Source organism: Streptomyces sp. N50 (assembly GCF_033335955.1).
Classification (GTDB): Bacteria; Actinomycetota; Actinomycetes; order Streptomycetales; family Streptomycetaceae; genus Streptomyces.
Genome location: NZ_CP137549.1, coordinates 2,474,456 through 2,497,835 on the forward strand (window position 1 = coordinate 2,474,456; position 23,380 = coordinate 2,497,835).

Sequence of the window (23,380 nt, forward strand, 5' to 3'; positions counted from 1 at the left end):
GCTCATGCGGTGGCGGAGGCCAGCGCCGTGCGCCGGTCCGCCACGTAACGCGCCACGGTCTTCCGGTCGGCCGCCGTCAACAGCCGCTTCTCGACCGCCCGTTGGACGTCCCGGACGGCTTCGGACAGTCCCGTGTCCGTCTGGCACTCCGCGTCCGCGCGGGCGGTGCGGATCTCGTCGTTGCCGAGCGCGCGCAGCGCCGTCTCGTCCGAAGCGGCCTTCCGCAGGCGGGAGTTGACGGCCTCGCGGGGCGCCTGGAGGTCCTTCGCCGGGTGCCCCGCCTTGGTCATGCAGGAGGACCAACGGCGTACGGCGGAGCGGTAGTCGGGGTCCTTCTCCACGGCCCCGAGGACACGGTTCGCCAGGCCTACGGTGACGGGTTCCACCGTGTTCCAGTCCGCGCCGTAGAGCTCGGTGCGGGCCCGGGCGACGCAACCGTCGGTGGAGTAGGCGAGGTCGACGCCGTCGGGCAGGCGCAGGCTCACCCGGTGGGCCGGGGTGCCGGTCAACGCCCGTTGCCAGGCGGCCTGGTGGGGTTCGCTCGCGGGGACGGGGGTGGACCGCTGGTAGAGGTACTCGCCGACGATGCCGTAGCCGTCCTGGATCGCCTTGCGGACGGTGAGCAGGCCGTAGGGGTTGGTCTCCTCGCCGCGTGCGGAGGCGGTGCGGGGCTGTGCCGTGTAGGTCTGGCCGCGGGCGCTCATGCAGGCGGCGACGGCTTCTTCCTCGCGGTCGTGCAGGCGTACGGCGTCGGCGTACGTGGACGCGGTGGCGCCCGACAGGGGACGGACGTCGAGTGCCGCGGGCCCGCGGGCCGGCTGCTCACCCCCGTGGGAGCAGCCGGCCGCGGTCAGCACAAGGAGCACCGTGAGCAGTGTCCGCCGCGCCGTGGTTGTGCTCACACGCACCAGTCGTTGGAGGCGACGTTGTGCCAGTACACGGTGTTCGCCAGCGAGCCGTTGTAGTAGCCCTTGGCGAGGATGTAGCTGGACCCCGTGTAGCCCGTGCCCGAGTAGATCCGGACGTTGCAGCTGTTGCCGTTGTTGTACAGCGACTCGGCGTTGTTGAACTTGTTGTACTGGAGCAGGTTCGTGTTGTCGCCGTAGACCACGCCGGGGTCGCCCGAGCCGTTGACGCCGAGGTAGGCGCACAGTCCCCCGGAGGGGCAGTCCGACAGTGCCGCGTTCGCGGGTGCGGCGGTGATGAACGCGCCGGTGGTGGCCAGGGCCACGCTTCCCAGGGCGATGCCGGCCTTGGCCAGGATCCGCTTCATTCTCTGTGTTCCTCCATCACTCGGGGTGCCGCCCACGGGACCAGGTCGTCCGTGGTGCGGGCGAGTTGCCGTGCCCAAGGTGGCGGAGGGAGGTGGCTGTGGACCTTGCGAAAACCTTGTCCCGCAGGTGGGCAGGTGGTTGGGTGCGCGGTGGAGAACCTGTGAAGCGCGTGGGGTGGGGCTGTGGAGACGGGTGTGAGGGGATTTCGGCTGCTGGGGCCCGTGGAGTTATGGGTGGCGGGCCGTCCGGTCGACCTGGGCCCCGCGAAGCGGCGCACGGTCCTGGCGGCCCTGCTGGTGGACGCGGGCCGCTGGGTACCGGCCGAGACGCTCATCGACCGGGTGTGGGGCGAGGACCCGCCGGCGCAGGTGCGCGGCACGCTGTACGCCCATGTCGCGCGTATCCGCCGGGTGTTGGCGGAGACGGGGCCGGGGCTCCACGGCGATACGGGCATGCCGTCCACGGCCTCGGGGGGCGACGCCGAAGTCCCCTCCCCCGCCCCGGAGTTGGTGCGCGGCCCGGCGGGCTACCGGCTGGACCTCGCGCCCGACCTGGTCGACATCCACCGCTTCCGGAGCCTGATCACACGGGCCCGCCGGACCAAAGGGTCCGACGCGGCACGGGTGTTGACGCTGCGGGAGGCGATGGGGCTGTGGCAGGGGACGCCGTTGGCCGGGCTGCCCGGGGTGTGGGCGGCGCGGACCCGGGAGAGCTGGCTGCATCAGTACGTCGACGCGGTGCTGGCCTGGGCGGAGGCCGAACTCCGGGTCGGTGAGCACCTGGTGGTGGTCGATACGCTGTCCGTCCTCGTCGCCGAGCATCCGCTGATCGAGCCGCTCGCAGTGGCGCTGATCCGGGCACTGGACGCCGCCGGGCGCGCTCCGGAGGCGCTCGCCTGCTACGGCGCCCTGCGGAAGCGGCTGTCCGACGAACTCGGCACGACCCCGGGGGCGGAGGCCCAGCGGGCATACCAGGCGCTCCTGCGTGGGAAGTCCGCCCCGCGCCCGCCGTCCGGGACCAGAACCGGCACCGGCACCGGCACCGGGCGCGGCAAGGCCGTCGTACCCGCTCAACTTCCCCTGGATGTCTCGGGGTTCACCGGTCGCGAGGAGGAACTGGCCCGGCTGGAGAAGGTCCTGGGGGCGAGCGCGCAGCGGCCCACCGCCGTCGTGGTGTCGGCGGTGTCCGGGACCGCGGGCGTGGGCAAGACGGCCCTGGCGGTGCACTGGGCGCACCGGGCCCGGGACCGGTTCCCGGACGGCCAGTTGTATGTGAACCTGCGCGGCTACGACCCCGACCGTCCGATGACCGCACCCGACACGCTGATCCGGTTCCTGACCGCGCTCGGAGTGCCGGAACAGGACATCCCGCCGGAGCCGGACGACCGGGCGGCGCGCTACCGCACCGAGGTCGCGGACCGGCGGATGCTGATCGTGCTGGACAACGCGGCGACCGTGGAGCAGGTCCGGCCGCTGCTGCCCGGCACCGGTTCCTGCGCGGTGCTGGTGACCAGCCGGGACAGCCTGGCCGGGCTGGTCGCGCGGGAGGGCGCCCAGCGTCTCGACCTCGACCTGCTGCCCGCCGACGCGGCCCGCACGCTCCTGCGCCGCCTCATCGGTCCGCGCGCCGAGGCCGAACCCGAGGCGGTGGACACCCTGGCCGCCCAGTGCGCCCGTCTCCCGCTGGCCCTGCGGGTCGCCGCGGAACTCGCCGCCGCCCGCCCCGGCACCCCGCTGACCGACCTCGTCGCCGAACTGGCCGACCAGCAGCGCCGCTTGTACCTCCTGGACGCGGAGGGCGACCCCCGGGCCGCCGTCGTCACGGTCTTCTCCTGGTCCCTGCGCCAGCTGCCCAGGGAAGCGGCCCGTACCTTCCGCCTGCTCGGCCTCCACCCCGGCCCGGATCTCGACGCGTCCGCCGCCGCCGCGCTGACCGGTAGTTCCCCGGCGGACGCCCACCGTGCGCTCGACGTCCTCGCCCGCGCCCATCTCGTCCAGCGCGCGGACGCGGCAGCCGCAGCGACCGGCACGTCCCCGGGCCTGTCCCCTCGGGAAGCCGGGGACATTTCTAACCGGTCAAAGCCCAAGACGGTGGTGAGAAATACCCCCGGCTTCCAGCAAGCCCCCACCCGCACCCGGCTCACGCACACCTCTCGCTACGGCATGCACGACCTCCTCCGCGCCTACGCCGCCCAGCTCGCCTCCGCGCAGGACTCCCCGGAGGACCGCGACGCCGCGCTGGACCGGCTCTTCGACCACTACCTCGCCACCGCTGCCGCCGCGATGGACCAACTCCACCCGGCCGAGGCCCACTTGCGCCCCGCCGCGCCCGAAACCCCGGCCCCCGTCCCCGACTTGTCCGATCCGGACGCGGCACGCGCCTGGCTGGAGACCGAGCGCACCTGCCTGACAGCGATGGCCGCGCACACCGCCGCCCACGGCCGGCCCACGCACGCCATCCGGCTCTCCCTCACCCTGTACCGCCACCTCATCAGCGGCCACCACACCGACGGCCTCACGATCCACGGCCACGCCCGCGACGCCGCCCGCCTGCTCGACGACCCGGCGGCCGAAGCCCGCGCCCTGCTCGGCATCGGCACCGCCCACTACCAACTGGCCCACCACGAACCGGCCCGCCGCCACCTCCAGGAGGCGCTGACCCGGTTCCGCGAGGCCGACGACCCCACCGGCCAGGCCCGCGCGCTGACCAACCTCGGCCTCGTCGACGAACGCCTGGGCCGTTTCCGCTCGGCCGTCGAGTACCTGGAACAGGCGCTGCTGCTGTACCGGAGCGTCGAGGACACCTCGGGCGAGTCGATCGCGCTGAAGAACCTCGCCCACGTGGAGGGGCAGTTGGGCCGTTACGGCCCGGCCGCCGACCACCTCCAGCAGTCCCTGACGCTGCTGCGCCGCACCGGCAACCGCTACCTGGAGGCGCACGCCCTCATGGACCTCGGCACGGTCGAGACCCGGCTCGACCGGCTCGACGAGGCCGCCCGGCACCAGGAGCAGGCGCTCGCGCTGATGCGGGAGGTCGGCGACCGGTACGGCGAGGCCGGGGCGCTGCACGGCCTCGGCATCGTGCACTCGTTGCGCGACCGGCACGCGCAGGCCGCCGAGTACCACCGCCAGGCGCTCGCCCTCTACGCCCAGAACGGCGACCGCGACGGCGAGGCCAGAGCCCTCAACGGCCTGGGCGAGGCCGCCCGCGCCTCCGGCCGCCCCACCGACGCCCTCACCCACCACACCGACGCCCTCACCATCGCCGAGGACATCGGCAACCCGGGCCAACAGGCCCGCGCCCACGCCGGGTTGGCCGAGGCGCACGTCGCGCGTGACGACACCGACGCCGCCGTCCGGCACTACGAGCGCGCGCTCAGCCTGTACACCGAGCACGGCATGCCGGAGGCCGACACCGTGAAGGCGCGGCTGGCCACGGTCACCGGTCCCGGGGACTGAAGCGGAGCCGTCACTCCTCCGGCGGGAACACCGGCTCCCCGCTCCCCAGCAGCGTGATCATGATGGCCTCCACCGGGCACCCCTCCGCCGCCGCGAGGATCCTCTCGTTGGCGTCGGTCTCCGGTTCGGCCGGATGGGACTGCATCGCCGTGTCGAGGTGGAAGCGGTCGGGGGCCTGGTGGACGCACTGGGCCGAGCCGATGCAGATGGAGCGGTCGACCTCTACCTGCCAGCGGTCGCCCATCGCCTGCTCACCCCTCCCAGCCGGCCGGGAGGTGGATCATCTTGTGTTCGAGGAACTCGGAGAAGCCCTCCGGCCCGAACTCCCGCCCCAGGCCGCTGTTCTTGTAGCCGCCGAACGGGCCGAGCATGTCGAGGCTGAAGGTGTTGACGTTGTAGGTGCCGGTGCGGACCTGGCGGGCGATGTCGATGCCGTGCCCCACGTCTCCCGTCCAGACGCTGCCGCTGAGGCCGTAGTCGGAGTCGTTCGCGATCTTCACGGCCTCCGTCTCGTCGCCGTACGGGAGGAGGCAGATGACCGGGCCGAAGATCTCCTCGCGGGCTATGCGCATGGAGTTGTCGACGTCACCGAAGAGGGTCGGCTCGACGTACCAGCCGTGGTCCAGGCCCGGTGGACGGCCGCCGCCCGTAAGGATCTTGGCGCCCTCCTCCTGGCCGATGCGGATGTAGTCGAGGTTGCGCTGCTGCTGGCGCTTGGCCACCAACGGGCCCACCTGGGTGGCCGGGTCGAGCGGGTCGCCGACCACGAGAGCGCTCGCCGCCGTCGCGAACGCGTCCGCGAACTCGTCGTAGCGCGAGCGGGGTACGAGGATGCGGGTCTGGGCGACGCACGCCTGGCCGTTGTTCATCCAGGCGGCCGAGACGATGCCGGGGACGGCGGTCGCGAGGTCCGCGTCGGGCAGGACGATCGCGGCCGACTTGCCGCCCAACTCCAGTGTCACGCGCGTGAGATGGCGGGCCGCGACCTCCATCACGCGCTTGCCGGCCGGGACCGAACCGGTGAAGGAGACCTTGTCGATGCCGGGGTGTCCGACGAGGTACTCACTGACCTCGCGGTCGGCGGGGAGGATGGACAGGACGCCCTCCGGCAGGCCCGCCTCCTTCGTGATCTCGCCCAACAGGTAGGCGTCCAGGGGCGATTCGGGCGACGGCTTGAGGATCGCCGTGCAGCCGGTGAGCAGCGCGGGCGCGAGCTTGGCGGCGGCGACGAACTGCGGGACGTTCCATGGGACTACGGCCGCGACCACCCCAACTGGCTCCCGGCGTACGAGGATCGGCCCGAGCACTCCGTCCCGGCGCTCCTCGTACGTGAAGTCCTTCGCGACGGTGATCGCCGCGTCCCACACCATCATCGCGCCGAGCGCCTGCCCGAGGATGCTCCAGGAGTACGGCGACCCGTTCTCCGAGGAGATGACGCGGCCGATCTCCTCGTACCGGGCGGCGATCGCGTCCTTGATGCGGGTGACGACCGCGACCCGCTCGTCGAGAGTCATGCGCGGCCAGGGCCCCTCGTCGAAGGCGCGGCGGGCCACCGCCACCGCCCGGTCCACGTCGGCCGTGGACGCGTGCGGGACGCGGCCGATGACCTCCTCGGTGTGCGGGGAGATCACCTCGATGACGTCCGTGCCCAGCGGATCGGTCAACTCCCCGCCGATGAACAGCTGTCGGTGTTCCACGAGCTCGGTCATGGCCGATTGCCTCCCCGGTACCGCTGTCTGACGATCCATCAGATACGAAGACTGAATACCAGTTCCGGTCGATGGAGTCCACGTATAGTGGCCGGAAGGCGGCGATTGGGGAGTCCATGACGTCCATGGGGCAGGTCCACGACCACGGCGGCGGCGTCCGCTCCATCGAAGTCCCCATCCCCGACAACCCACTTGGGACCACGCTCGTCTACGTCGTCGACACCGACCGCGGACCGGTCCTGGTCGACACGGGCTGGGACGACCCGGCCTCCTGGGACACCCTGGTCCAGGGCCTGGCGGCCTGCGGGACGTCGGTCGGCGAGGTCCACGGCGTGGTCATCACCCACCACCACCCCGACCACCACGGCCTGTCCGGGCGGGTGCGCGAGGCGTCCGGGGCATGGCTCGCGATGCACGCGGCGGACACGGCGATCGTCCGGCGGGCCCGTTCGACCGAACCGGGCCGCTGGCTGGCGTACATGACCGCGAAGCTCACTGCGGCCGGTGCCCCCGAGGAGCACCTCGCGCCCCTGCGCGCCGCCCGCCCGCGCAACGTGCCGGGCCTGGCCCCCGCCCTGCCCGACCGCGAGATCGTCCCTGGCGAACTCCTCGACCTGGCGGGGCGCCGACTGCGCGCGATCTGGACCCCGGGCCACACCCCGGGCCACGTCTGCCTGCACCTGGAGGAGGACCACCCGGCCCAACTCCCCGGCCACGGACGCCTGTTCTCCGGCGACCACCTCCTCCCCGAGATCACCCCGCACATCGGCCTGTACGAGGACCCGGACGACGACACGCTCCCCGATCCCCTCGGCGACTACCTCGACTCGCTGGAGCGGATCGGCCGGCTGGGCGCGGCGGAGGTGCTCCCGGCCCACCAGCACACGTTCACCGACGCGGCAGGGCGCGTAAGGGAGTTGCTCACCCACCACGAGGACCGCCTGGCCGACCTCCTCTCCCTCCTCTCCGAACCCCTCACGCCCTGGCAGGTCGCCGAGCGGATGGAGTGGAACCGCCCCTGGTCCCAAATCCCGTACCAGTCACGGAACATCGCGGTCTCGGAGGCGGAGGCGCACCTGCGCCGACTGGTCAAACTGGGCCAGGCGGAGGAGCGGACGGGAACCGAGCCGGTGACGTACGTGGCCGTGTAATTCGGTCGTCGTGCGCGGGGTGCGGCTGATAGCAACGACCGCATGGACCTTGACCCCTTGCAACGACTTCTCGCCGAACGCGCCTGTGAGCGCGTGATCCTGGACTTCGTCCGCCGCCTCGATCTCGGTGAACCCTCCTCCGTCGCCGAGCTGTTCACCGAGGACGGCACCTGGGAGTGGCCGGACGACGAACGGCGGGTCGAGGGGCGGGGGGCGCTGCGGAAGTACTTCGGGTCCCGGCCCGCCGGACGGCTCTCGCGGCGGCTGATGTCGAACGTCCTCGTCACGCTCACCTCCCCCGGCACGGCGATCTCGACGGCGTACTTCACGACGTACCGCGTCGACGGCCACCACGGCGGCCTGGTCCCGGCCGGTCCCCCGGTCCAGGTCGGCCACTACGAGGACAATTTCCGCTTGGTGGACGGGAGTTGGCTGATCGCGAGCCGGACCCTGTTCCTGCCGTTCGGCGGCCCCACTCCGCGTCAGTGACCGCTTGAACGACTGCTCGCGTACGCGATTCCCTCGTCGTACGACATCGCCAGGCCCTCCCGGTACCCCGTCTCGTAGGCGTCGTCGCCGAGGCGTTCGCGGACGCGGAGTTCGCAGGTGCGGCGGGTGGCGATGAGGTCCGGGGAGTCCATCTGGGCGCGGCCGGTGAGTTCCCAGAGGCGGGTGCCGATGCCGAGCAGGCGGGCCGCGCGGTGGGCGTCGCCGGTGGTGACGATCGCGGCGGCCAGGAGGTCGAGGGACATGGCGGCGCCGACGGTGTTGTGCAGCAGGGCGTGGCCCGCGATGGAGGTGCGGGCGCCGCCGACCGCGGCCGGTATGTCGCCGTGGGCCAGGTCCACCTGGGCGATGAGGTAGTCGGCGAAGGCCCCGCACCAGTACTCGCCCTGTTTCCGGCTGGCCGTACGCACCTCGTCGGCGACCTCGCGGCCGCGCCCGTACTCGCCGCGCAGGACGTGCGCGAGGGACAGCGCGAGCCGGACCTGGAGCTGGGCGGCGCCGAACGCGTCGTCCTGGATGGGGAGTTGGGGTGCGGCGGCGAGGACGTCGATGGCCTCGGCCTGGCGGCCGGTGAGGGCGAGCTGGCCGCCCCTCACGTACACGGCGGCGACCAAGGCGACCGGGGAGCCCTGGTCGCGGGCCGCGTCGGCGCAGCGGATCGCCCAGTTGGCGGCCGCCTCCTGGTCGCCCTGGAGGATGGCGACGGCGCCGCGCGACCACAGGGCGAGGGTGCGGCCGTGGCCGGGGGGCGGGTCGGCGGCGAGGGCCTGGTCGAGGCAGGCCTGGGCCTCGCGGAGGTAGCCGCAGTGCCGCCACAGGAACCCGACATGGCCCGCCATCTCCACGGCCACCGTACGGTCCGGCTCGGCGAGCGCGCTCTCGACCGCCGCCCGGAAGTTGGCGTGTTCGCTCAGCACCCGCTCGCACCAGGCGACCTGCCGTCCGGTGTTCCACTCGGCGCAGCCCTGGTGGGCGAGGCGGGCGTAGTGCTCGCGGTGGCGGCGGCGTACGGCGCGTTCCTCACCGAGGGCGTGCAGCCAGTCGGTGCCGTACTCGCGGACGGTGTCGAGCATCCGGTAGCGGGCCGAGATGACGGGGTCGGGCAGCACGATGGACTGCGCGACGAGCCGGGCGAGGAGTCCGGCGATCCGCTCCGGGGCCAACGGGCCGCCCGCGCACACCTGTTGGACGGTCTCCGCGCAGAAGCCTCCGGTGAAGACGGAGAGCCGCGCCCACAGCAGGCGTTCCAGCGGGGCGCAGAGTTCGTGGCTCCAGCCGATGGCGGTGCGCAAGGTCTGGTGGCGGGGCGGGCGTTCACCGGGCTCGGAGCTCAACAGGTCCAGGGGCGAGGGCACATCGGGGAGTGAGGGCAGGCGTTCGCCGAGGCGGGCGTGGAGTTGGTCGAGGGTGAGGTCGGCGAGGCGGGCGGCGGCGAGTTCGAGGGCGAGCGGGATGCCGTCGAGGCGACGGCAGACGGCGGCGGCGATCGCGCGTCCGGCCACGTCGTCGTCGCCGAGCGGGCGCCCGGCGTCGGCGGCGCGCTCGGCGAACAGGGCCACGGCGTCACCGGCGGGGGCGCTCCCGTCGGCGCCGCCGTCCACGGGGAGCGGTTCGAGGTGGAGGACCTCCTCGCCGGGCAGGGCGAGCCGTTCCCGGCTGGTCACGAGGATGCGCAGCCCGGGCGCGTGGGACAGCAGCGCGGCGGCGACCCTGGAACAGTCGGCGAGGAGGTGCTCGCAGGAGTCGAGGACGATCAACAGCCGTTTGCCGCGGGCCCATTCGGCGATGACGTCGATCACCGGGCGGGTCGACCGGTCGGCGAGCCGGAGGGTCTCCATGACGGCGAGATCCACCAGCCCGGGCGTGTGCAAGGGCGACAACTCGGTCAGCCAGACGCCGTCGGGATACGCCTCCCGCACCTCCGCCGCCGCCCGCAGGGCCAGCCGTGTCTTGCCGACCCCACCGACCCCGACCACACTCACCAGCCGCCCCGCCGGACCGCCGCCCGGGTCCAACAGCGCCCGGAGCAGGGCGAGTTCGGCGCGCCGCCCGACGAAACTATGGGTCTCGGGCGGCAGATTCCCGAGGTTCCCGGGGTTCGGGTGAGTCGTGTCCGGCACGAGGCCCAGTGTGTCCGCACACCACCGACTCCACGCGCGTGTCCCGGAACGCGGTCCACGCCTGCCCGGAATAGTCGCGATACCCACGAAATGGCCGTCCATTACGACCACTTGCGGGCTGTTTTCGACGCCTCATGATCGAGAGCTGATCAACTCCCGGTTGGCGCGGGTGAGGAGCCGGAAATTCAGCGATGGTCATGGCGTGAACGCGATGGATGGGAGACGCCGGGTCCGCAGGGCGCCGACGGGAGTCCGCACGGTACGGGCGGGATTCCGCAAGGCACCGGCGGGGTTCCTCGCCGGCCCGATGGGCTTTCTCGTCGCCCCCGTCGGCTGTCTGCTCGCGGCCGCGCCCGGCCTGCTGATCGGGCGGGTGCAGCCGATCCTGCCGTTGCTGGCGATCGGGCCCTTGATGGCCGCGGCGTTCCTGGGTGCCCGGCGTACGTTTCTCGTCAGCTGCTGGACGGTGCTGCTCGCGCTCGCGGCGGGGCTCGGCGCCGGGACGCAGCTGAGTGCCGGGTTCGCCGTCCGGTGGGGCGGGCTGCTGCTGGGGTGTGCGTGCAGTGTGTACGCGGCGTGGCAGCGGGGGCGGTTGCGGGAGCGGCTCGCGGAGGCGCGGGAGGTGGCCCGGATCACCCAGGAGGCGATCCTGCGGCCCCTCTCCCGCACCCTGTCCGGCACGCACGTCTCCACCCGGTACCACTGCGCGAGCCGTGAGTCGTCCGTCGGCGGCGATCTGTACGACCTCGCGGTGACGCCGTACGGCCTGCGGGTGCTGGTCGGGGACGCGCGCGGGCATGGGCTGGACGCGCTGCGTACGGCGTCCGACACGGTCACCGCGTTCCGCGAACTCGCTTACACCACCCCGCATTTGACCACCCTTGCGAGGGGGCTCGACGCCCGGCTCTCTCCTCATCTCGCCCCGGAGGACTTCGTCACGGCGGTGCTGGTGGAGTTCGGGCCGGGTGAGGTGCGGCTGGTCAACTGCGGCCATCCGGCGCCTCTTCGCTCCGGGCAGCGGCTGGAACTGCTCGAACCCCGGGTGCCCGCCCTGCCGTTGGGCCTGCACCCGGAGCCGCGGCAGTACCGGGTCCGCCTCCAGCCCGGTGACCGCCTCCTCCTCTACACGGACGGCCTCACCGAGTCCCGCGCCCCGGACGGCACCCCGTTCGCCCTCCTCACCGAGTCCGCCACGGCCCTGAGCGAGCCGACGCCGGACGCGGCCCTGCACGCGCTGTACGAGCGGCTGCTCGCGCACACCGGCGGGCCGCCGACCGACGACCTGGCGCTCGTGCTGTGCCAGCCGACGGGCGTGCCCGCGCCGGTGCGGGTCTGAGGCCCGGCGGGTTCAGCCCAACTTGAGGAGCAGGTCGGTGAGTTCGGCCGGCTTGGTGATCATGCAGTCGTGGCCGGTCTCCAGTTCCCACACCTGCGCCGGGGTGCCGTTGGGCTGGATCGCGGGGACGGGCCTGCGCTCGAAGCCCTCCGGTTCGCTGCCCACGCAGTGGATGTGCGTGCGGGGGATCGCGTTCGCGGCGGGGTTGTCCAGGTGGACGGGCTGCTGGAGGCAGAGCGCCGACTGGTCGGAGACCATCGTGCGCAGCCAGGCGATGTCCGCCGGGTCGGTGACCCCGAACAGGCCCCCGGGCGGCGGGAGTTCGGGCAGCGGCGGAATCCGCCAGGGGGTGTCGGACTGGGCGGCCAGGTCGATCAGGACCTGGGTCACGGGCAGGATGTCGGTCGCGCGCTCGCCGTCCACCGGGACCATCGCGTCCAGGTAGACGAGCTGGGCGATCCGGTCCGGGACCCGGTTGGCGACGGACGAGACGACCAGCCCCGCGTAGCTGTGCCCGACCAGGACGACATCGGTGAGGTCCTCCTCGGTGATCAGTCCGACGACGTCGTCGACGTGCGTGTCGAGACCCACCCCGGGGCCGAGCAGCCCCGCCTTGTCGCCGTAGCCGGTGAGGGACGGCGCGAACACCCGGTGCCCGGCCGCCGTCAGCAGCGGGACCACCCGGTCCCAGGCCCGCCCGCTGTGCCAGGCTCCGTGTACCAGCAGATACGTGGACATGACTGTCGCTCCTTGGTGTGGTGGCCGGCGTCACTGATCAGCGCGCCTCAGGTCGGCTCTCGACCGGCCACCGCCGACGCTGCCGCCCGCCCCGCACCCCAGCCAGGGCCCCGCCGACCCTGGGGGTGACAGGACCAGGCAGGCCCCCGCCCGCCCGACCTACAGTGGCGAGATGGCCGACGAACCGAACCTGCTGGGCGAGTACGTGCGCGCCCGCCGCGAACTCGTCACGCCCGAACAGGCCGGTATCCCGGTCTTCGGGGTACGGCGGGTGCCGGGCCTGCGCCGCGAGGAGGTCGCGATGCTGGCCGGTATCAGCGCCGACTACTACCTGCGCCTTGAGCAGGGCCGCGACCGCAACCCCTCCGCGCAGGTCCTCGAAGCCATCGCCCGCGTGCTGCGCCTCGACGCCACCGCGACGGCCCACCTGCTGCGCCTGGGCGCCGACAGCCCCCACCGGCGCCGCGCCCGGCCCCGGCGCCGTACGGAGACCGTCCCGCCGAGCACCGTCAAGCTGCTCGCGGCGCTCCCGCTCCCCGCGCTGGTCGAGGGTCGCTACTTCGACGTCCTCGCGGCCAACGCCCTCGCGACCGCCCTGTCACCACGCTTCACGGCGGGCGCCAACCGCCTGCGGTCCCTGTTCCTCGACCCCGCCGAGCAGGCGCTCCACCCGCAGTGGGAGAACTCCAGCGGAGGCATCGTCGCCGCCTTCCGCGAGGCGGTCGGCACCGATACCGACGACCCCCGGTTCATCGAGCTGGTCGGCGAACTCTCCCTCGCCAGCCCCCTGTTCAGCAGGCTCTGGGCCCGCCACGACGTCCAGTCCTGCGAGGCCGCGCCCAAGTACCTCGACCACCCCCAGGTCGGCGCCCTCCACCTGAACCGCGAGCGCCTGAGCATCGACGGCGCCCCGGGCCGGACCCTCGTCATCTACCACCCGGACCCGGGCACCGACGCGGCGGACAAGCTCGCGCTCCTGGCCTCCTCCGCCGCTACGGCAGAAGCGCGACCGACCGCACCAACTCCTCCGCGACACCGAGCAGTTCGACCTCACGAGCGCTCATCGTCGGATTGACCGCCCGCCTCCGCCGCGCCTCGGCCAGCCCCTCCCCCGTGAGCCCGGAAGGATCCGCGAGCAGCGAGCCGAGCATCGCGCGCGCCGGTCCGGCGATCGGCTGATCCTCGTCCACGGCGACCTGGGCGAGGATGATCGCGGAGAGCCCCCAGTCCAGCCCGGGGTCACCGTCCTCCGCCGTACCCCAGTCGATGACGCGGGGCCCGTCCGGGGTGAGCAGCACGTTCTCCGGGTGCAGGTCGAGATGCAGCACCCGGGTTCCGGGCCGCCGACCCGGGACGGCGTGCAACCGCCGTAGCAGAGAAGCGAGTACGGTCCCCGCCTCGACCGCGTCGAGCGCACCCGCGACGCACGCCTCCACCATGGTGGGCCCGGTCAGCCGCTCCATCACGAGATCGGTGCGCGAGGGGGCCGTCCGCACCCGGGGCACGGGATAACCGTAGGCCCGCACATGCTCCATCACCGCGCCCTCGGCCGCCGCGTCCCCCCAGTCCTCGCGATTGCGGCGCAGCACCCACGCCTCGTCGATCTCGTAGACGTCGGCGGTACGGCCGGAGCCGATCAGCTTCCCCATGGCTGGCATGGCCAGAAATCTAACCCCTGCGTGAGGCGGCGCGCACCGGCCGTCACAGAGGTGGTGAAGCGGCCCACATGACCCATGTCACGAACTACTGGGATTAGTAGTGTTTAGGCGTGTCATGTACGCGTCCCAAACACCCCCTGACCTGGGGTTTGAGAGCCACGTCACACAGTTCATCTTTCACCCACATGCGACCACAACTAGTAAAAGGGGTCTTTGCGGACACGGATCGAGAGTGCTTCTCTGGAGCAGTCGCACGGCGCCGACGAGTCCTCACGGGCCTCGGCGCCGACGCATTGCCCCCGCCGCGCACCGCGGTGACACCGGCAGGCGTACGACGCCTCTGTCCCCGAAGAAACAGGTTCTCCGTGTCCGTCTCCCGCATCGTCGCTCGCATCGCCTCCCCGAAGAAGGCCCTGACCGCCGCCGCTCTGGCCGCCGCCACCACCGGTCTCGTGCTGACCTCGGCTCCCGCCCAGGCCGCGACGACCTCCGCCTCCTCCGCTCAGTCGATCGCGCACAAGATGATCCCGAGCGCCGCGCAGTACAACGCGTTCAGCAAGATCGTCGAGCACGAGAGCGGCTGGAACGTCACCGCCACGAACTCCTCCTCCGGCGCCTACGGCCTGGTCCAGGCCCTCCCGGGCTCGAAGATGGCCTCGGCCGGCTCCGACTGGAAGACCAACGCCGCCACCCAGATCAAGTGGGGCCTGGACTACATGAACTCCCGCTACGGCAGCCCCGCCGCCGCCTGGAACTTCTGGCAGTCCAACGGCTGGTACTGATCACCGGCTCGCACTGATCACAGCCGGTATTGATCACCGGCTCCACACACGCACCACACAGCGGCGGTCCCCGGCACACCGGGGGCCGCCGCTACATTGCGTTCATGGCCGAGAACACACCATCCCCGTCCTACGACCGTGAAGCGCGCGGAGTGCGGCTGGTGGCCGTGCTGCTCGGCCTGACCGTGGTCAGCGGGCTCATCGACGCCGTCAGTTATCTGGGCCTCGGCCATGTCTTCGTCGCGAACATGACCGGCAACGTGGTGGTGCTGGGCTTCGCCGCCGCCGGGGCGCCCGGGTTCACGGTGCTCCACAACCTCACCTCGCTCGGCGCCTTCCTCGTGGGCGTGGCGGCCGGGGGCCGGATCGCGGTACGCATGGACACCGGTTCGCGGCGTACCTGGGCCCGGGTGAGTCTCGGCGCGGAGGCGGTGCTGGTGGGCGTGGCGGCCGTCATCGCCTTCGCCGCACCGGGGGAGCACGCCACCACCTACCCCCTCATCGCCCTCACCGCCTTCGCGATGGGGCTGCGCAACGCGGCGGTCCGCAAGCTCAAGGTCGCCGACATCTCGACCACCACGGTCCTGACCTCGACCCTGACCGCGCTGGTCGCCGACTCCGTCACGGGTGACGGCTGGGGCGCCGGTTCGCTCCGTCGCGGCCTGGCGGTGGTCGGCATGATCGCGGGCGCGGTGCTCGGCGCGTGGCTCACTCTGCACCACGGTCTGCGCTACCCGCTCCTGCTCGCGGCTCTGGCCGCCGGGGTGTTCGCATTGACCGCATCTGGCCGGGAGTAGCCCAAAGCCCGGTAAAGAAGGCAGAATTCAGCCGTCTGTGTCCCACGATCAAAAGGATCGATCACGCATGATCACGCTCACGAAGGAAGACGGTCCGGCGGATCTGGACGGAGTGACCCATCTGGAGATCGGAGCGTCCTGGGACCCGACCGTCGGCAGCAGCGGCGGCTTCGTCGGGAAGCTGCGCCAGAAGGCCGGTACGGACCTCGACCTGATCGCCATCGCGATGCAGGGCCAGGACCCGGTACGGCTCGCGGGCCTCGACTCCGTGGACCCGCTGGGCAACGGCTCGCTGGTGCACAGCGGTGACAACCAGACCGGCAAGGGCGAGGGCGACGACGAGACGGTGACCGTCGACCTCGCGCGGATACCCGGCAACATCTCGTCGATCGTCTTCGTCGCCGCCGCCTACAAGAAGGGCAGTTCCTTCCGGAAGGCCCGCAACATCGCCTTCAAGGTCTACGACGCGACGGGCGGCAGCACCCAGCAGGTCGCCGAGATCTGGCCCAACCTGCTCAGCGACCACAACGGCTGCGCGGTCGCCAAGGCGATCCGCGAGGGCGGGAGTTGGAAGCTCCAGGTCATCAACGAGACCGGGAACATCAAGCAGGGCGACGAGCGGGAGCTCATGAAGTTCGCCGTACGGAAGTAAGCGGCAGCCTTGCGGAATTGAGCAGGGGACGGGCCGGCGGCGCCGGGATGCCGCCGGCCCGAGCTGTGAGGCAGACCGGGTCACCTCAACCGGCGTTCACCTGAAGCTCTTTGACCCCGTTGATCCATGCCGACCGCAGCCGGCGCGGGTCGCCCGTCAGCGTCAGGTTGGGCATCGCGTCCGCGATCGCGTTGAAGATCAGGTCGATTTCGAGGACGGCCAGGGACTTGCCGAGGCAGTAGTGCGGGCCCCCGCCGCCGAAGCCCAGGTGCGGGTTCGGATCGCGCATCACGTCGAAGACATCCGGGTTCTCGAAGACTTCGGGGTCGTGGTTGGCGGAGGCGTAGAAGATGCCGACCCGGTCGCCCTTCCGGATCAACTTGCCGCCCAGCTCGGTGTCTTGGGTCGCGGTCCGCTGGAAGGCGTTGACCGGGGTGGCCCAGCGGACGATCTCCTCGGCGGCGGTCGACGGACGTTCCCGCTTGTACAGCTCCCACTGCTCGGGGTGGGTGAGGAACGCGTGCATGCCGTGGGTGATGGCGTTGCGGGTCGTCTCGTTCCCGGCCACCGAGAGCATCAGCACGAAGAAGCCGAACTCGTCGGAGTTCAGGTTGCCCTCGTCCTCGGCGGCGACCAGGGTGCTGACGATGTCGTGGGCCGGGCACTGCTTGCGCTCGGCGGCCATCCCCATGGCGTAGGCGATGAGTTCGGCGGCGGACTCGGCGCCGACCTGCTCGGTGATGGCGTACTCGGGATCGTCGTACGCGATCATCTTGTTGGACCACTCGAAGATCTTGACGCGGTCGTCCTGCGGGATGCCGATGAGTTCGGCGATGGCCTGGAGGGGCAGTTCGCAGGCGACCTCGGTGACGAAGTCGAAGGGGCCGGGGTGGGCGCGGGCGCCCGCCACGATCGAGTGGGCGCGGTCGCGCAGGCGGTCCTCCAGCGCGCGGATCGCCCTCGGTGTGAAGCCGCGTTGGACGATCTGGCGGACGCGGGTGTGCTCGGGCGGGTCCATGTTGAGCAGGATCAGCCGCTGGACGTCGATCGACTCGCGCGTCATGTGCTCGCCGAAGCGGATGATCGCCGTGTTGAGGGTCGAGGAGAAGATCTCCGGGTGCGTGGAGACGTACCGGACGTCGGCGTGCCGGGTCACGGCCCAGTAGCCCTCGTCCTGGAACCCCGCGATGTTCAGGGGCTGTTGGATCCAGCGCACCGGTTCGGCCGCGCGCAGTTCGGCGAACTCCGGGAGCGGGACGCGGTGGTGGAGCAGGTCCGGGTCGGTGAGGTCGAACCCGTCGGGGAGAGCTGGACAGGGCATGGGCACTCCAGCCGTTTTCTGACGGTCCATCAGGAACATGGGAATGCCCGTGAAGGTAATAACGGGTTCTACAAGTCGCAAGAGGCACGGCAACCCGAATTCCCTGCACGACCCTTGCGGTTGTGGACGGCCTGTCAGCAGACTGCACACAGAACTAGAACGCGTACTAGTTTGCGTGGCGGGTGGCCGGGACGCCCGCGCCGCGCGGTGTACGAGGAGAGGACGTGTCCCATGGTCGCGGAACCCGTCATCGTGGAAGCCGTACGCACCCCCATCGGCAGGCGCGGCGGAGCGCTCGCCAACCTCCATCCCGCCTATCTCCTGGGCGAGACCTACCGTGAACTGCTGGGCCGCACCGGCATCCACGCCGACTGCGTCGAGCAGGTCGTCGGCGGCACGGTGACCCACGCCGGCGAACAGTCCATGAACCCCGCGCGCAACGCCTGGCTGGCCATGGGCCTGCCGTATGAGACAGCGGCGACCACGGTCGACTGTCAGTGCGGCTCCTCGCAGCAGGCCTCGCACATGACCGCCAACATGATCGCGGCGGGCGTCATCGACGTCGGGATCAGCTGTGGCGTCGAGGCGATGTCACGGGTGCCGCTCGGGTCGGGCTCGAAACACGGACCCGGGAAGCCGTTCCCGGACGAGTGGAACGTCGATCTGCCCAACCAGTTCGAGGCCGCCGAACGCATCGCCCGCAACCGGCAGTTGACCCGTGAGAACGTCGACTCGCTCGGCCTGATCTCGCAGGAGCGGGCGGCCATCGCCTGGTCCGAGGAACGCTTCAAGAAGGAGACGTTCGCCGTCCAGGTACCGACGACGGAGGACGAACAGCGCGCGGGCCACGGCATGTGGCGGCTCGTCGACCGCGACGAGGGCCTGCGCGACACGTCGATGGAGGCACTGGCGCGCCTGAAGCCGGTCATGCCAACTGCCGTGCACACGGCGGGCAATTCCTCACAGATCAGCGACGGCGCGTCCGCCATCATGTGGGCGTCGAAGCGGATGGCGCGGGCGCTGAAGCTGCGGCCCCGGGCGCGGATAGTGGCTCAGGCGCTGGTTGGATCGGACCCGCACTTCCACCTGGACGGGCCGATCGACGCGACCCGTGCCGTGCTCGGCAAGGCGGGCATGACGCTCAAGGACATCGACATCGTCGAGATCAACGAGGCTTTCGCGTCCGTGGTGTTGAGCTGGGCGCAGGTCTTCGAACAGGACCTGGAGAAGGTCAACGTGAACGGCGGTGCGATCGCGCTCGGCCATCCGGTCGGGGCGACGGGCGCACGGCTGATCACCACGGCCCTCCATGAACTGGAGCGCTCCGACAAGGAGTTCGCGCTGATCACGATGTGCGCGGGCGGGGCGCTGGCGACAGGCACGATCATTCAGCGTCTGTAGCAAGCCAGTTGTCGGGGTGCAGGTGCTCCTCGGCGCAGGCGCGGAAGGCCGCGAGCAGGGGGCGGCGTTCCTCGCCTGCGCGGGTGGCCAGCACGATCGGGACCGGGGCCACGCCCTCGATCGGGACCGTCGTCAGATCGAGCCGCAGCCCCTTCCTGACGGCGCCCGCCGGAACGATCGCCACCGCCTCGCCCGCCGCGATGACTTCGAGCTTGTCCTCCAGCTCCCGGACGAACGGACCGTCCGGCGCGGGGCGGCCGTCCGGGCGGGGGTCTACGCGCCAGAACGCGTTGAACTCCGGGTCGGGGAACCGGGGTACGGGCTCGTCGGCGATGTCGTCGATGCTGACGCGCTCCTTGCCGGCGAGCCGGTGGCCGACCGGCATCAGCAGCATCCGGGGCTCCTCGCAGAGGACGCTGACACTCAACCCCTCGGTGGCGAACGGAAGTCGGCCCACCACCACATCCACCCGGTGCTCCAGCAAGGCAGACGGCAACTCACCCCAGCCCAGAAACCGGCTGTGCACGTCGGCCTCCGGATGCCCGGCACGCAGGGCACGCACCGCCGGGGTGATGATGAGCCCGGTCATGAACCCGACGACGACCCGACTCGGCTGCGCGACCTCCCGCACCACGGCCGCCGCCTCCGCCGCCGACCGCAACAGCTCCTGCGCCCGGGGCAGGAACGCCCGCCCAGCTTCGGTGAGTTGAGTGCCCTGCGTGGCCCGGTCGAAGAGCCGCACCCCCAACTCCCCCTCCAACCGCCGCACATGACGACTGAGCGACGGCTGCGCGAGATGCAGGACAGCCGCAGCCCGCCCGAAGTGCAGTTCCTCGGCGACGACGGTGAAGTAGCGGACGAGGCGCAGGTCCAGGTCACTCATACCTCGACTGTACGACGGTACGAGCTGCACTGATACCGGAAATGAATCACGTGTTCCGAAGTCGGTCTTGGACGGGCGGGGTGCGGCGGCCGCAGGCTGAAGGCACACCGATTCTTCCGACCCGCCGACTTAGATCAGGGTGATTTCGTCATGCGTGTTTTCGTCACCGGAGCGACCGGATTCGTGGGCAGTGCGGTCGTCCGCGAACTGCTCGACAACGGCCACCAGGTGCTGGGCCTGGCGCGTTCCGACGCGTCGGCCGAACGGCTCGCGGCGACCGGGGCGGAGGTGCACCGGGGTTCGCTGGAGGACCTGGACGCCCTCCGCGAGGGTGCGTCAGCGTCCGACGGCGTGATCCACACCGGTTTCATCCACGACTTCTCGAACTACGCGGCCTGCGTGGCGATCGACCTGAGCGCGGTGAAGGCCCTCACGGAGACCCTCGCGGGCTCCGACCGCCCCCTCGTCATCAGCTCCGTGATGAGCCACGGCCGCACCGAGAACGACGTGCCCGACCCCACCGCCCGCCCCGACCTCCTCCGCCTCCCGGCCGAGGTGACGGCCCTGACGGCGGCGGCACGGGGCGTCCGTTCGTCGGTCATCCGGCTCCCCCAGGTGCACGGCGAGGGCGATCACGCCTTCGTCCCAGGCGTGATCGGCATCGCCCGAGCCAAGGGCGTCTCCGCGTACCCCGGCGAGGGCACGAACGCCTGGGCCGCCGTCCATCGCGATGACGCGGCAGTCCTCTTCCGGCTGGCCCTGGAGAACGCCCCCGCGGGCACGGTCCTGCACGCCGTCGACGACGAGGGCGTACCCGTACGGGAGATCGCCGAGGTCATCGGCAAGCGGCTGGACCTACCGGTGAAGAGCGTGCCGGTAGAGGAGGCCGGGGCCCACTTCGGCTGGCTGGGCCACTTCTACGCGTCCGACCTGGTCGGCACGAGCACGGTGACCCGGGAGCGGTTCGGTTGGACCCCGACCCGGATCGGCCTGCTCGCGGACCTCGACAACGACTACTACTTCGAGGTCAACCAGCCGTCGTAGCGGACCAGTTGACGAAGGTCGTGAACGCGGCGGGGCCGAGGGTGAGGATCGGCCCCGCCGGGGTCTTGGAGTCGCGGATGGCGAGGGAGGAGGTGGGGCAGGGGGTTTCGGCGATCTCTATGCACTCGCCGCCCTGGTCACTGCTGTACGAGGACTTCCGCCAGGCGAGCGGGCCGAGCGGCGCGCACTCGACGCAATTGCCGCCCTGGTCACTGCTGTAGCTGGACTTCCGCCACTGAGTCCCTGTCATCGGCATCGCGTTGTTCCCCATAACGTTCCTCCATCACGCGCCGGATCAGCTCCGCCGAGTCCCTGAGGGAAAGGGCGGCGGCTTGCAGATGATCGTAACGGAGCGAACAGTCCCTGACAGTGTCTGGGTTCGCCGTGGGATGCGCGCTTCCATAGCCCTCGGTGTAGACGATGGGCGGATCGCTCGGGAAGCGGTAGAGGTCGTACGAGCCTGTCAGCCCCGCGTGCGCTCCGGCCGAATGCGGCAGGATCTGGATGTTGACCCGAGGATCGTCCTCATAGGTCAACAGGCGGGCCAGTTGGTTCCTCATGGTCTTCCGGCCGCCGATCTCCAGATACAGCGCGGCCTCGCTCAGGATCGCCCAGAAGACCGGCGGCTCGTTCTTCTCGAAGATGCGCTGCCGAGCCATGCGTACGGCGGTCCGGTCGTCCAGGTTGGTCTTGTCCAGCGTGCCGAGCACGGCGCGGGCGTACTCCTCGGTCTGGAGGAGACCGTGGATCATCTGCGCCTCGAAGGAACAGATGTCGACGGCCCGTGCCTGTAGTTCGGCAACTTGCTGGAACCAAGCGGGTAGTTGACTGCGCAGCACCAGATCAAGCAACCGGGTCAGCAACCCACCCGTGTTGAGGGCCGCGTCGACCGCCCTGCTGAACTCCAGTGAGGGCAACTTCTTCGCGGTCTCGATCTGGCCGATCATCGACCCGGTGTAGTTGATGATGACGCCGAGCTGCCGCTGCGTCAGACCGGCCGCTTCTCGATAGCGGCGCAACTCGTAGCCGTAGTAGTCCAGTGCCGAAGCTCCCGGATCAAGCGTGGCGATGTGCACGCGAAGCCCCCTGTCTCCGTCTCCCGACAATGTCGACCCGTAAACGGGTTGTATTCATGCCATTGCCGAGGGTAGCGACGGGGCGTCAGTCTCGTAGTGTGAACGAACCAATTCCCCCCGCCATGCTGGCCGTTCCCCACCGCCAGCAGTACGTCATGCACCTCACCGTGGGTGAACACTCGGCCCGGCACATCCGCCGTATCGTCCGCTCCTTCCTCCTGGAGTGGGACCTGCGGGAGCTGTCCGACACCGTCGAACTCGCCGTGACGGAGCTGGTCGCCAATGTCGTACGGCATGTTCCGGACCGGCGCTGCGGACTGCTGTTGCTGCGCCAGACGGCCGGCGTACGGGTCGAGGTGAGCGACGGATCCTCCCAACTCCCGGATCTGCACACCGACTTCGACGCCGAGTCGGAGAACGGGCGCGGGCTCGTGATCCTGGACGCGGTGACGGACAAGTGGGGGGTGACACGGGCGGCCGGGGGCGGGAAGACGGTGTGGTTCGAGTGTTCCTGAACTCGGGCCGTCAGCCGGAGAGTTCGGCGGTGTCCGTGGTGTCCTCGGCGGGCGGGGTCCTGACGCTCACGGACGGATTGAGGTCGAGGAAGGTGACGGTCAGGTCGAGCGTCCCGCCGTCGGTGTCGTTCCGCGTGGGGATGGTCTTGCCCCGCACCCGGAACCGCTTGGCGTGGTCGTCGCCGTCGACCCACAGGTCCATGGTGAGGGCGCCGTCGACGCCCTGGTTCACGAACTGGTCGACCCGCTCCATACGGAGGTCCCGGGTCGCCTTGTCCTTGGTGGCGCTCTGGGCCGCGCGCAGGTCGCGGCTGGTGACCGTTCCCCGGTAGTGCATGGCCCTGGTGCCGTCGACCGTCTCGGCACCGATCCTGCGCACGTCCTTGGAACCGGCCAGGAACGTGGACTGCACGAGCGGGCTCACCTCCAGCGAACGGGGCAGCGCGCCATAGGAGTTGTTGTTCGACGCGCCCCGCCCCCACACGGCGGGCGCGGCCTTGACCCAGCCCTTTCCGCGCCACTTCGCCGGGTGGGGGCCGCTGCCGCCGAGATAGATCGCCTCGTCGACGAACCGGATGCCCAGCCCGCCCTCCGCACGCGCCCCGGCCGCGGTCATCACCATGGTCATGGCCGTCGGCTCCGTCTTCATGGACGCCTCGGCCGCGATCCGCCCCCGCTCGGGCACGGTCCCGGTGACCCGGTAGCGGAGCGAGGTGATGTCCTCGGAGTTCTCCGCGACCTGCGCCACGGCCGCCGAGGGCGTCAGCTCGGCCGAGTCCTCCTTCGCGGAGTCATCGCCACAGCCGATCGCTCCCCCACCGAGCAGTACGGCGGCGAACGCCACGCCCGTAGCTCTGCGCGGCACGGAGTCACGCATCAGAATCCCCACAATTCCCCCCGGAATCAGGTGTGTTGGCCTCGCTCAAGAGTGCGATCTTATGCGCGGAGTCACTCGTCC

The 23,380-nt window shown here is 71.0% G+C and carries 23 protein-coding genes; 11 read left to right on the forward strand and 12 right to left on the reverse strand.

The window, feature by feature from the left end:
* Positions 1-2: 2 nt before the first annotated feature.
* Positions 3-902, reverse strand: coding sequence for a hypothetical protein (locus R2B38_RS10780; RefSeq protein WP_318016038.1), 900 nt, complete (start codon positions 900-902; stop codon positions 3-5).
* Complete coding sequence (locus tag R2B38_RS10785; RefSeq protein WP_033281858.1) at positions 899-1,273, reverse strand: peptidase inhibitor family I36 protein; 375 nt, start codon at positions 1,271-1,273, stop codon at positions 899-901. The genes R2B38_RS10780 and R2B38_RS10785 overlap by 4 nt, the downstream gene beginning before the upstream one ends.
* Positions 1,274-1,507: 234 nt before the next feature.
* Here R2B38_RS10785 and R2B38_RS10790 point away from each other — a divergent pair, with 234 nt between their 5' ends.
* Positions 1,508-4,732: an AfsR/SARP family transcriptional regulator gene (locus tag R2B38_RS10790; protein WP_318016039.1), complete on the forward strand. Its 3,225-nt coding sequence runs from the start codon at positions 1,508-1,510 to the stop codon at positions 4,730-4,732.
* 10 nt (positions 4,733-4,742) lie between these two features.
* Here R2B38_RS10790 and R2B38_RS10795 read toward each other — a convergent pair whose 3' ends face one another.
* The gene (locus R2B38_RS10795) at positions 4,743-4,976 is read right to left on the reverse strand and encodes a ferredoxin (protein ID WP_318016040.1); all 234 of its coding nucleotides are present in this window, start codon (positions 4,974-4,976) and stop codon (positions 4,743-4,745) included.
* A 7-nt stretch (positions 4,977-4,983) separates the two neighbouring features.
* A complete protein-coding gene (locus R2B38_RS10800; protein WP_318016041.1) occupies positions 4,984-6,441 on the reverse strand; it encodes an aldehyde dehydrogenase in 1,458 nt (485 codons plus the stop codon).
* Between the two features lie 125 nt (positions 6,442-6,566).
* Between R2B38_RS10800 and R2B38_RS10805 the strand changes: the two genes are divergently transcribed.
* Both R2B38_RS10805 and R2B38_RS10810 read left to right on the forward strand, forming a co-directional pair.
* Positions 6,567-7,592, forward strand: a complete 1,026-nt coding sequence (locus R2B38_RS10805) for an MBL fold metallo-hydrolase (RefSeq protein ID WP_318021637.1) — start codon at positions 6,567-6,569, stop codon at positions 7,590-7,592.
* Between the two features lie 42 nt (positions 7,593-7,634).
* Positions 7,635-8,081, forward strand: a complete 447-nt coding sequence (locus R2B38_RS10810) for a nuclear transport factor 2 family protein (RefSeq protein ID WP_318016042.1) — start codon at positions 7,635-7,637, stop codon at positions 8,079-8,081.
* Here the strand turns inward: R2B38_RS10810 and R2B38_RS10815 are convergent.
* On the reverse strand, positions 8,075-10,219 hold the full coding sequence (locus R2B38_RS10815; protein ID WP_318016043.1) for an ATP-binding protein: 2,145 nt from the start codon (positions 10,217-10,219) through the stop codon (positions 8,075-8,077). The genes R2B38_RS10810 and R2B38_RS10815 overlap by 7 nt on opposite strands.
* Positions 10,220-10,430: 211 nt before the next feature.
* Here R2B38_RS10815 and R2B38_RS10820 point away from each other — a divergent pair, with 211 nt between their 5' ends.
* Positions 10,431-11,555 carry a PP2C family protein-serine/threonine phosphatase gene (locus tag R2B38_RS10820; RefSeq protein WP_318021638.1) on the forward strand — a complete coding sequence of 375 codons (1,125 nt, stop codon included), beginning with the start codon at positions 10,431-10,433 and terminating at the stop codon, positions 11,553-11,555.
* Positions 11,556-11,567: 12 nt separating this feature from the next.
* On the opposite strand, the gene R2B38_RS10825 is transcribed toward R2B38_RS10820, so the two are convergent.
* On the reverse strand, positions 11,568-12,293 hold the full coding sequence (locus R2B38_RS10825) for an alpha/beta hydrolase (protein WP_318016044.1): 726 nt from the start codon (positions 12,291-12,293) through the stop codon (positions 11,568-11,570).
* A 172-nt stretch (positions 12,294-12,465) separates the two neighbouring features.
* On the opposite strand from R2B38_RS10825, the gene R2B38_RS10830 reads away from it, so the two are divergent.
* Positions 12,466-13,368: a helix-turn-helix transcriptional regulator gene (locus R2B38_RS10830; protein WP_318016045.1), complete on the forward strand. Its 903-nt coding sequence runs from the start codon at positions 12,466-12,468 to the stop codon at positions 13,366-13,368.
* Here the strand turns inward: R2B38_RS10830 and R2B38_RS10835 are convergent.
* Positions 13,286-13,951 (reverse strand): phosphotransferase, encoded by a 666-nt coding sequence (locus R2B38_RS10835; RefSeq protein WP_318016046.1) that lies wholly within the window; start codon positions 13,949-13,951, stop codon positions 13,286-13,288. The two genes, R2B38_RS10830 and R2B38_RS10835, sit on opposite strands and share 83 nt — an antisense overlap.
* A 365-nt stretch (positions 13,952-14,316) precedes the next feature.
* Here R2B38_RS10835 and R2B38_RS10840 point away from each other — a divergent pair, with 365 nt between their 5' ends.
* From R2B38_RS10840 to R2B38_RS10850, 3 genes are all read left to right on the forward strand, one after another.
* Positions 14,317-14,733, forward strand: a complete 417-nt coding sequence (locus R2B38_RS10840) for a transglycosylase SLT domain-containing protein (protein ID WP_033281850.1) — start codon at positions 14,317-14,319, stop codon at positions 14,731-14,733.
* Positions 14,734-14,837: 104 nt separating this feature from the next.
* Positions 14,838-15,530, forward strand: coding sequence for a YoaK family protein (locus R2B38_RS10845; protein WP_318016047.1), 693 nt, complete (start codon positions 14,838-14,840; stop codon positions 15,528-15,530).
* 67 nt (positions 15,531-15,597) lie between these two features.
* Positions 15,598-16,182 (forward strand): TerD family protein, encoded by a 585-nt coding sequence (locus tag R2B38_RS10850; RefSeq protein ID WP_318016048.1) that lies wholly within the window; start codon positions 15,598-15,600, stop codon positions 16,180-16,182.
* Positions 16,183-16,267: 85 nt separating this feature from the next.
* On the opposite strand, the gene R2B38_RS10855 is transcribed toward R2B38_RS10850, so the two are convergent.
* The gene (locus tag R2B38_RS10855) at positions 16,268-17,503 is read right to left on the reverse strand and encodes a cytochrome P450 (RefSeq protein ID WP_318016049.1); all 1,236 of its coding nucleotides are present in this window, start codon (positions 17,501-17,503) and stop codon (positions 16,268-16,270) included.
* A 231-nt stretch (positions 17,504-17,734) separates the two neighbouring features.
* Here R2B38_RS10855 and R2B38_RS10860 point away from each other — a divergent pair, with 231 nt between their 5' ends.
* Positions 17,735-18,904 (forward strand): steroid 3-ketoacyl-CoA thiolase, encoded by a 1,170-nt coding sequence (locus R2B38_RS10860; protein WP_033281846.1) that lies wholly within the window; start codon positions 17,735-17,737, stop codon positions 18,902-18,904.
* Here R2B38_RS10860 and R2B38_RS10865 read toward each other — a convergent pair.
* The gene (locus tag R2B38_RS10865; protein WP_318016050.1) at positions 18,888-19,787 is read right to left on the reverse strand and encodes a LysR family transcriptional regulator; all 900 of its coding nucleotides are present in this window, start codon (positions 19,785-19,787) and stop codon (positions 18,888-18,890) included. The genes R2B38_RS10860 and R2B38_RS10865 overlap by 17 nt on opposite strands.
* A 150-nt stretch (positions 19,788-19,937) precedes the next feature.
* Between R2B38_RS10865 and R2B38_RS10870 the strand changes: the two genes are divergently transcribed.
* Entirely contained in the window at positions 19,938-20,831 is an 894-nt protein-coding gene (locus tag R2B38_RS10870) for an SDR family oxidoreductase (protein ID WP_318016051.1), read from the forward strand.
* On the opposite strand, the gene R2B38_RS10875 is transcribed toward R2B38_RS10870, so the two are convergent.
* Positions 20,815-21,081 (reverse strand): DUF397 domain-containing protein, encoded by a 267-nt coding sequence (locus tag R2B38_RS10875; RefSeq protein ID WP_318016052.1) that lies wholly within the window; start codon positions 21,079-21,081, stop codon positions 20,815-20,817. The two genes, R2B38_RS10870 and R2B38_RS10875, sit on opposite strands and share 17 nt — an antisense overlap.
* On the reverse strand, positions 21,041-21,907 hold the full coding sequence (locus tag R2B38_RS10880) for a helix-turn-helix transcriptional regulator (protein ID WP_318016053.1): 867 nt from the start codon (positions 21,905-21,907) through the stop codon (positions 21,041-21,043). Before R2B38_RS10880 ends, R2B38_RS10875 begins: the two co-directional genes overlap by 41 nt.
* A gap of 98 nt (positions 21,908-22,005) precedes the next feature.
* On the opposite strand from R2B38_RS10880, the gene R2B38_RS10885 reads away from it, so the two are divergent.
* Positions 22,006-22,422: an ATP-binding protein gene (locus tag R2B38_RS10885; RefSeq protein WP_411978437.1), complete on the forward strand. Its 417-nt coding sequence runs from the start codon at positions 22,006-22,008 to the stop codon at positions 22,420-22,422.
* A gap of 10 nt (positions 22,423-22,432) precedes the next feature.
* Here R2B38_RS10885 and R2B38_RS10890 read toward each other — a convergent pair whose 3' ends face one another.
* Entirely contained in the window at positions 22,433-23,299 is an 867-nt protein-coding gene (locus tag R2B38_RS10890) for a hypothetical protein (RefSeq protein ID WP_318016054.1), read from the reverse strand.
* Positions 23,300-23,380 lie beyond the last annotated feature (81 nt).